Raw genomic sequence first — 8,138 nt, forward strand, 5'->3', positions numbered from 1 at the left:
TCACGCCTCCTGCCGGGCGTCGATCTCGGCGATGAGCGCCTCGATGCGGGTCTTGATCTCGTCGCGGATCGGGCGGACGGCCTCGACACCCTTGCCCGCAGGGTCTTCCAGGGCCCAGTCGAGGTACTTCTTGCCGGGGAAAATCGGGCAGGCGTCGCCGCAGCCCATGGTGATGACGTAGTCGGACGCCTGGACGGCCTCGGTGGTGAGGATCTTCGGCTTGGCGCCGGCGATGTCGATGCCGACTTCCTGCATCGCCTCGACGGCGGCCGGGTTGACCTGGTCGCCGGGGATGGAGCCGGCGGAGCGGACCTCCACGCGGTCGCCGGCGAGGTGGTTGAGGAATCCGGCGGCCATCTGGGAGCGGCCGGCGTTGTGGACGCAGACGAACAGCACGGAGGCGAGCGGAGCGGAGGACATGCGTTCTTCCTTCACGAAGTGGTGGCAGGTGGTACAGGGCAGTTCAGGTGCTCGGCAGGCTGGCGAGCAGGTCGGTGATGCGGGTGTTGATGTCGTCGCGGATCTGGCGGACGACTTCGATCGATGCGCCGTCGGGGTCGGCCACGGGCCAGTCCAGGTAGCGGCGGCCGGGCACGATCGGGCAGGAATCCCCGCAGCCCATGGTGATGACGATGTCGGCGGCCCGCACGACCTCGTCGGTCAGCGGCTTGGGGAACGCGTCCGTGAGGTCCACCCCGGCCTCGGTCAGCACCTGCGTGACGACCGGCTCGACCTCGGCAGCCGGATGTGTGCCCGCGGAGGAAACAGCAACCTGTCCGGCGGCGCGGTGCGCGAGGAGGGCGGCGGCCATCTGGGAGCGGCCGGCGTTGTGGCTGCACACGAACAGCACGCGGGGCAGGCCGCTGCCCGGCGCGCCCTCGATGTGCGCGAGCGCGTCCAGGCGCTCGGTGGCCAGGTGCTCGGCCAGCACGACCAGGTGGGTGCGGACGCGGGCGTGCTCGGCGAGGCGCTCATAGGAGTCGATGACCAGGCGCTGGATGGTCTCGGCGGCGAAGCGCCCGCGATAGCGCACGGCGAGGCGGGCGATGCCGGACGCGAGGCGCTCGTCGGGCAGGACAGGGGGCGGGGATGCGGTCATGGGAAACCCCTTCGAGGCATGGGTCCCCACGCGGTGTGGGGATGCGGGTCCCAAGGATCACCCCAGGCTGGTATCAGCCCGGAGTGATGTGAGATTATCAGTCCATGATGATGTCAGTCGACACTGATCTGATGCGGGTGCTCGCGGACCCGCTCCGGCTCCAGATCGTCACCCTGCTCGCCAGGGAGACGCTGTGCAGCACCCACCTGATCGAGGAGACGGGGGCCAAGCAGACCAACCTCTCCAACCATCTGAAGGTGCTGCGCGAGGCCGGAGTCGTGGAGACCGAGCCGTGCGGCCGGTTCACCTACTACCGGCTCAAGCCCGACGTCATCGCCTCCCTCGCGGGCCAGTTCGCCGATCTGGCGGAGACCGCGCGCGCCACCGCCGAGAACAACGTCAAGCGGTCCTGCCCCTGATTCCGGCGCCGGTCCGTCGCCGCGGCCCGTCGCCATCCCGCATGCACCGAGGAGTCCTGTTGACCGCCACCGAGGCCACTGAGCACGACAGAGCCGGCCAGGCCGCCATAGCCGCCGCCGAGCCGCAGCCCACCCCGGGGGCCACCCCGCCCCAGACTCCTCCGCTGATCGCCAAGGCCGCGGCCGAACTGATCGGCGCCGCGGCCCTGGTAGCGGTGGTGGTCGGCTCCGGCATCCAGGCCACCGAACTGACCAAGGACGTCGGCCTGCAGCTGCTGGCCAACTCGCTCGCCACCGTCTTCGGCCTCGGCGTCCTGATCACCCTGCTCGGCCCGGTCTCCGGCGCGCACTTCAACCCCGCGGTCACCCTCGCCGAGTGGTGGACCGCCCGGCGCGGCGGCCCCGGCGTGAACGGGCGCGAGGCGGCCGCGTACGTCCCGGCGCAGATCGCAGGCGGCATCGGCGGCGCGATCCTGGCCGATGCGATGTTCGGCGAACCGCTGGTGAAGTGGTCCACGCACGACCGGTCCGCCGGGCATCTGCTGCTCGGTGAGGTCGTCGCCACGGCCGGTCTGATCCTGCTGATCTTCGGTCTGGCCCGTACCGACCGGCTTCGGTTCGCGCCCGTCGCGGTCGCCTCGTACATCGGTGCCGCGTACTGGTTCACCTCGTCCACGTCCTTCGCCAACCCGGCGGTGACCATCGGCCGCGCCTTCACCGACACCTTCGCCGGCATCGCCCCCGGTTCGGTCATGGGCTTCATCGGCATGCAGCTCATCGGCACCGTGGTCGGGCTCGCGCTGGTGGCGCTCATCTTCGCGCCCGGCCGGAAAGCCGCCAAGTGACGCGTACGTCCCCGGTGGTAGTGATCGGCGGCGGCCAGGCCGGGCTCGCCGCCGGCTACCACCTGCGCCGCCTCGGCATCGACTTCACCATCCTCGGCGCCGACCCGGCGCCGGGCGGGTCCTGGCAGCACATGTGGGACTCGCTGCACCTGTTCTCCCCGGCCGACCACTCCTCACTTCCCGGGCGGCTCATGCCCACCCAGCCCGGCACCACGTACCCGGACGCCGGGCACGTGGTGGAGTACCTCGCCGACTACGAGAAGCGCTACGACCTGCCCGTCCAGCACGGCGCCCGGGTGGACGCCGTACGCCGCGACGGCGACCGGCTCCTGGTCGAGGCGGACTCCGGCACCTGGCGGGCCCGGGCGGTCATCAGCGCGACCGGCACCTGGTCGCGCCCCTTCCTCCCCGCCATTCCCGGCCGATTCGTCTTCACCGGACGACAGCTGCACACGGTGCACTACCGCCGTCCGGCCGACTTCGCCGGGCAGCGCGTCATCGTGGCCGGCGGCGGCAACTCCGGCGCCCAGATCGCCGCCGACCTCGCCTTGGACGGCCACATCGATGTCACGTGGGCAACCCAGCGCCCGCCCCGGTTCCTGGCCGACGACATCGACGGCCGCGCCCTGTTCGACGTCGCCACCGCCCGCCGCCGCGCCCTCGACGCCGGCCGCAGCGACACCGGCGGCGTCGCCTCGCTCGGCGACATCGTGGCCGTGCCCCCGGTCCGCGCCGCCCGCGACGCCGGACTCCTCGCGGCGAAGCCGATGTTCACCCGGCTCACCGCCGAAGGCGTCCAGTGGGCCGACGGCAGCCAGAGCGGCGCGGACGCGGTCATCTGGTGCACCGGCTTCCGCCCGGCTCTGTCCCACCTCGCCCCGCTGGATCTGCGCGGGCCGCGCGGCCGCATCCCCACCGACGGCACACGTGCCCTGGGCGAGCCGCGGCTGCACCTGCTCGGCTACGGCGACTGGACCGGCCCGGCCTCGGCCACCCTCATCGGCGTCGGCCGCACCGCCCGGGACGCCGTCCGCGAGGTCACCGGCCTCCTCACGTAGGCGCCGGGCGGCCGCCGCGCTGTCACCGCCCTGTTCACCGGTTGCGTACAGCTCCCCCTTGTCGGTGACACCAGCGACAATTTCTTCCGACAGCGCTGTGGGGCAGGGGGACGCGCGAGCATGCAGACAGATGACTTCTTCCGCGGCAGGCCCGATGAGCACGTGGACTGGCCCGACCACAGGCCAGGTGAATGGGTGTGCCAGCTGTGGGAGCTGGATGTCGAGCTGATGGAGTCCCTGCGGTTCGGCCCCCTGCCGGCCCACCCGGACCTGGACGTAGCCGTGGCCCTGACCCGGTTGCTGCACGAGGACTTCGTCGCCCGGGGCACACGCCACGACGAACGCATGAATGACGAGGAAGTCGTCCTCGCCGTGAAAGCGCACCGGGCGGTTCTCGAGCGCTTGGGCCTTGAGCCGCCGCAGCTGCCGTTCCGCCATCACAGCGGCTTCTACGACTACTGGCGCAAGAACGACATGTCCGGGGGCGGCGGCTGGCAGGCGCGGCGCGAGTGCATCGAAGGGCTGCTCGGGCCGACCCGGCAGGCCCTGGAGGACCTGCAGGAGGCCGAGTACGAGCGACGCTTCAAGAACGGCCCCCGTGGCCCTTTCAAGAACCTCATCTTCGCGGCCGTCGGCCCGAAGCCGAAGATCGTGCTGCGGGACGCGGTGAACAACGACGTGGAAATTGTCCAGAACGCCGAGAACTGCCTCGTCTACAGCGATCCGCTGCCGGTACAGGGCCTGACCTGGCGGCAGGTGGTCACCTGGTGGCAGGCGAACCACATGCCGGCTGCCAAGGAGCCGGAGGCCGCCGATGCCCTGTACCGGCGGCTGTACCGCTCCCTGGATTCCCTGCCGGAGCAGACGGTCCTGCGCACGTACTGCGCCCGCTATGCCGAACCCGACGGGTTCGACCTGCCCGCCCTCATTCCGCAGGTCTACCTGCACTACGACCCCTACACCCGCAAGAGCGGCGGACACAGCGGTGCCCTGCACCGCCAGCGCATGGACTTCCTGCTGCTGGCCCCCGACCGCTCCCGCATCGTGATCGAGGTCGACGGCGCCCATCACTACGGCACCAAGAACCCCACCGGCGCGGACGGTCGCACCACGTACACCGCCTCGCCCAGGCTGTACTCGGAGATGGTCGCCGAGGACCGCCGCCTGCGGCTGGCCGGCTATGAGATCTACCGCTTCGGCGGCTGGGAACTCACCCGGCCCGACAGCCCGCAGCTCATCTCCGACTTCTTCACCGAGCTCCTCACCCGCCACAAGAAGCCGACACCGTAGCGACGGCACAGCGCTTCAGGAGCCGGCCGTGTCCATGCTGTGCCGGTAGTTGTAGAGGATCGGGAGGGGCAGCAGGTCGTCCGGGCCGTGGGCGATCCAGTGTCGGGCGGCGGTCTCGGCCACTCGCAGATAGCCGCCCCAGACAGCGATCTCGGCATTCGCCCAGCGGGGCCGGGGCAGGCTCAACCGGTCTTCTGCTTCCTCCATCCCGTCAGGATGGCAACCGCCCGCCTCGTCCACTACCGCTCTTGGCAACTGCCCGCCGCCGCAGCGGCCCTGGACGTTACCGGCGGGCGTCCGGGTGTGGTCATGCCGCAGCCGATGCGCCTACCAGCAGTTGGCCCATGGCGGCGAGCACGGACGGCTCGACGCGGTAGTACACCCAGGTGCCGCGCCGCTCGGAGGTGAGCAGCCCGGCCTCCTTCAGCTTCTTCAGGTGGTGGGACACCGTGGGCTGGGAGACGCCGACGTCGGAGATGTCGCACACGCACGCTTCCCCGCCCTCATGGGAGGCCACGGCAGAGAACAGCCGAAGGCGGACCGGGTCACCGAGCGCCTTGAACATCCGCGCCGCGGTCTCGGCCTCCTCGGCGGTCATCGGGCGCTCGGTCAGCGGCGGGCAGCACGGCGCCACACTCTGACCGTCGGCGGGCTCGAGCAGCGGCAGCACCTTCGCATTCGACATGCGTCTATGTTGACACACGTCGAACCAGTGCGGGGAGGTCCGTCACCGGCGCGCGAGGTAGGCGGCCAGGCACCGGGCGATCCGCTCCGCGTCCCGGCCCACGCCACGCAACGAGTTCGACGACAGACTGCGCTGCCATTCCAGCCCGACGAATGCCAGCCCCGGTACCCCGGTGGCGATGCCCTCCCGGTGCCGGGGGTTCCCGGCGGCATCCAGGGCGCCGGGGAGGGGAGCGAGGTAGGGCAGGTCGGGGCGGTAGCCGGTGGCCAGCACGATCGCGTCGGCCTCCTCCCGAGTTCCGTCCGCCCAGACCACCTTCGCCTCCTCGGCACCGGTGAACACCGGCCGCCGGTCTGGCACGCCCTGGCCGAGGGCGGCGCGGTAGCGGCCGTCGTCGATGACGAGCTGGGTCGGGGGCTCGCGCAGCAGGCCGCCGAGCGGGGCGGTGTCCAGGCCGGTGCGCTGCAGCCAGAAGTGCAGGTCCCGGCCGAGGATCTGCTGGCGGGCGAACTTCACCGGTGCGCGGCTGGCGAGCGTGACCCGGGCGACCGTGGCGAGTTCGGCGGCGATCTGCACGGCGGAGTTCCCCGCGCCCACCACCACGACTCGCTGCCCGGCGAACGGCTCCGGGCGGCGGTACTCGGCGGCGTGCAGCAGCGTGCCGGTGAACGTCTCCAGGCCCGGGAGGGCGGGGCGGTGGGGCCGGCCGAACGTGCCGGACGCCGCGACCACGGCCCGGGCCGCGAGCAGGCCGCCGCTGGCCAGCTCCACCTCGAAGCCGCCGTCGCCGCGCCGGACGGCGGTGACCCGGTGGCCGGTGCGGATGTCCGCGTCCAGGCGGGCGGCGTACGCGGTGAGGTAGGCGGCGACCTCGTCCCGGTGCGGGTAGCGGTCCGGATCGCCGGGGAACGGCATGCCGGGCAGGGAGCTGTACCGGGCGGGCGAGAACAGGGTGAGGCTGTCGTAGTAGCGCGGCCACGACCCGGCCGCGCGACCAGACGCCTCCAGCACCACCGGCCGCAGCCCGCGGCGCAGCAGCGCGTGGGCGCTCGCCAGTCCCGACTGGCCGCCGCCGATGACGACGACGTCGATGTGTTCCATCAGTAGACCCCCATATGGATTCGATGAATGCCTATGTTGACGCCTATCAATACAGGTGTCATGCTGGGCCGCGCAAGCCATCGACAGATGTCGAAACAGACACGCGAGGAGTCTCCGTGAACGCGCCCACCATCGAGCTGCCCGTCGTCGTGATCGGGGCCGGCCCCGCCGGTCTGGCCGCCGCCGCCCACCTGGTCGACCGGGGCATCGAGCCCCTGGTCCTGGAGGCCGGGCCCACTGCCGGCGCGGCGGTGCGCGAGTGGTCGCACGTCCGGCTGTTCTCCACCTGGGGCGAGGTGGTCGACCCGGCCGCCGAGAAGCTCCTCGCTCCCACCGGCTGGACGAGGCCGGACCCGGCCACCTACCCCTCCGGCGGCGACTGGGCCGACCGCTACCTGCAGCCGCTTGCCGACGTCCTCGGCGGCCGCGTCCGCTACGGCGCGCGCGTCACCGGTGTCTCCCGGGCCGGCCGGGACCGGATCGTCGACGCCGACCGCGACCAGCAGCCGTTCGTCGTGCACGTCGCCCACGCCGACGGCCGTGAGGAGCGCCTCTTCGCCCGCGCCGTCATCGACGCCTCCGGCACCTGGGCCACCCCGTCCCCGGCCGGTGGCAGCGGCCTTGCCGCTCTCGGCGAGAAGGCCGCCGTGGACCGGATCACCTACCGCGTCCCGGACCTGAAGGACCTCGCCGTCCGCGCCCGGTACGCGGGCAAGCGCACCGCTGTGATCGGCTCCGGCGCCTCCGCCTTCACCGCGCTCGCCTACCTCGCCGACCTCGCCAAGGCCGACGACGACGCGGGAACGAAGGCGGTATGGATCCTGCGCCGCGGCATCTCCGGCTCCACCTTCGGCGGCGGCGAAGCCGACCAGCTCCCCGCCCGCGGCGCCCTGGGCCTGGCGGCCAAGGCCGCCGTCGACGAGGGCCACGCGGAGGCGGTCACCGGCTTCCGCACCGAGGCGGTCGAGCGCAACACCGACGGCCGCCTGGTCCTCGTCGGCGAGGACGGGCGCCGCCTGGACGCGGTGGACGAGGTGATCGTGCTGACCGGCTTCCGCCCCGACTTGTCCTTCCTGTCCGAGGTCCGCCTCAACCTGGACGAGCGCCTCCAGGCCCCGGTCGAGCTCGCCCCGCTGATCGACCCCAACCAGCACTCCTGCGGCACCGTCTACCCGCACGGCCACCGCGAGCTCGCCCACCCCGAACAGGGCATCTACCTGGTCGGGATGAAGTCCTACGGCCGCGCCCCCACCTTCCTCGCGATGACCGGATACGAGCAGGTCCGCTCCGTCGCCGCCGCCATCGCCGGCGACCTCGACGCGGCAGACCGCGTGGAACTCACCCTGCCCGAGACCGGAGTCTGCGGCGGTGCCGGCCTCTTCGACGCCCCCGACGCCGCTCAGGCCGACGGCGGCGGCTGCTGCGCGCCCCAGCTCGTTCAGCTCGGCGCCCCTGTGGCGGCGTCGGCAGTCGCTGCTGAGGCCCCGGCGGGCGGCTGCTGCGGCTCGTGACCGACCTGGGCACCCCAGCCCGCGGGGCCGCGACCGGAACAGGGGACCGGGCGCCGCCCCGCCCCCGCCAGGCCGCCCGCAACGGCCAACCTCTGATGAAGAGGGGGCGCGAGAAAAAAAACGTAACCCA

At 72.2% G+C, this 8,138-nt stretch carries 10 protein-coding genes; 5 read left to right on the forward strand and 5 right to left on the reverse strand.

Annotated elements, in window-relative coordinates:
• Positions 1 to 420 carry an arsenate reductase ArsC gene (locus tag AB0I73_RS29205; protein ID WP_363042264.1) on the reverse strand — a complete coding sequence of 140 codons (420 nt, stop codon included), beginning with the start codon at positions 418 to 420 and terminating at the stop codon, positions 1 to 3.
• Between the two features lie 43 nt (positions 421 to 463).
• Entirely contained in the window at positions 464 to 1,099 is a 636-nt protein-coding gene (locus tag AB0I73_RS29210; protein ID WP_363042265.1) for a three-helix bundle dimerization domain-containing protein, read from the reverse strand.
• Positions 1,100 to 1,203: 104 nt separating this feature from the next.
• Here AB0I73_RS29210 and AB0I73_RS29215 point away from each other — a divergent pair, with 104 nt between their 5' ends.
• The 4 genes from AB0I73_RS29215 (at position 1,204) to AB0I73_RS29230 (ending at position 4,711) form a co-directional block, all read left to right on the forward strand.
• Complete coding sequence (locus tag AB0I73_RS29215; RefSeq protein WP_363042267.1) at positions 1,204 to 1,518, forward strand: metalloregulator ArsR/SmtB family transcription factor; 315 nt, start codon at positions 1,204 to 1,206, stop codon at positions 1,516 to 1,518.
• Between the two features lie 59 nt (positions 1,519 to 1,577).
• A complete protein-coding gene (locus AB0I73_RS29220) occupies positions 1,578 to 2,363 on the forward strand; it encodes an aquaporin (protein ID WP_363042269.1) in 786 nt (261 codons plus the stop codon).
• Positions 2,360 to 3,421: an ArsO family NAD(P)H-dependent flavin-containing monooxygenase gene (locus tag AB0I73_RS29225; protein ID WP_363042271.1), complete on the forward strand. Its 1,062-nt coding sequence runs from the start codon at positions 2,360 to 2,362 to the stop codon at positions 3,419 to 3,421. The genes AB0I73_RS29220 and AB0I73_RS29225 overlap by 4 nt, the downstream gene beginning before the upstream one ends.
• A 120-nt stretch (positions 3,422 to 3,541) precedes the next feature.
• The gene (locus AB0I73_RS29230; RefSeq protein ID WP_363042273.1) at positions 3,542 to 4,711 is read left to right on the forward strand and encodes a hypothetical protein; all 1,170 of its coding nucleotides are present in this window, start codon (positions 3,542 to 3,544) and stop codon (positions 4,709 to 4,711) included.
• A gap of 15 nt (positions 4,712 to 4,726) precedes the next feature.
• Here the strand turns inward: AB0I73_RS29230 and AB0I73_RS29235 are convergent, their stop codons facing one another.
• From AB0I73_RS29235 to AB0I73_RS29245, 3 genes are all read right to left on the reverse strand, one after another.
• Positions 4,727 to 4,918 (reverse strand): hypothetical protein, encoded by a 192-nt coding sequence (locus AB0I73_RS29235; protein WP_363042275.1) that lies wholly within the window; start codon positions 4,916 to 4,918, stop codon positions 4,727 to 4,729.
• 100 nt (positions 4,919 to 5,018) lie between these two features.
• A complete protein-coding gene (locus AB0I73_RS29240; RefSeq protein ID WP_363042277.1) occupies positions 5,019 to 5,396 on the reverse strand; it encodes a metalloregulator ArsR/SmtB family transcription factor in 378 nt (125 codons plus the stop codon).
• 42 nt (positions 5,397 to 5,438) lie between these two features.
• The gene (locus AB0I73_RS29245) at positions 5,439 to 6,497 is read right to left on the reverse strand and encodes an NAD(P)/FAD-dependent oxidoreductase (RefSeq protein ID WP_363042279.1); all 1,059 of its coding nucleotides are present in this window, start codon (positions 6,495 to 6,497) and stop codon (positions 5,439 to 5,441) included.
• Positions 6,498 to 6,613: 116 nt separating this feature from the next.
• On the opposite strand from AB0I73_RS29245, the gene AB0I73_RS29250 reads away from it, so the two are divergent.
• Positions 6,614 to 8,008, forward strand: a complete 1,395-nt coding sequence (locus tag AB0I73_RS29250) for an NAD(P)-binding domain-containing protein (RefSeq protein ID WP_363042281.1) — start codon at positions 6,614 to 6,616, stop codon at positions 8,006 to 8,008.
• The last annotated feature ends 130 nt before the right edge of the window (positions 8,009 to 8,138 follow it).

Origin of the sequence: Streptomyces sp. NPDC050388 (assembly GCF_040655635.1) — a bacterium.
In the GTDB taxonomy this organism is placed as follows: Bacteria; Actinomycetota; Actinomycetes; order Streptomycetales; family Streptomycetaceae; genus Streptomyces.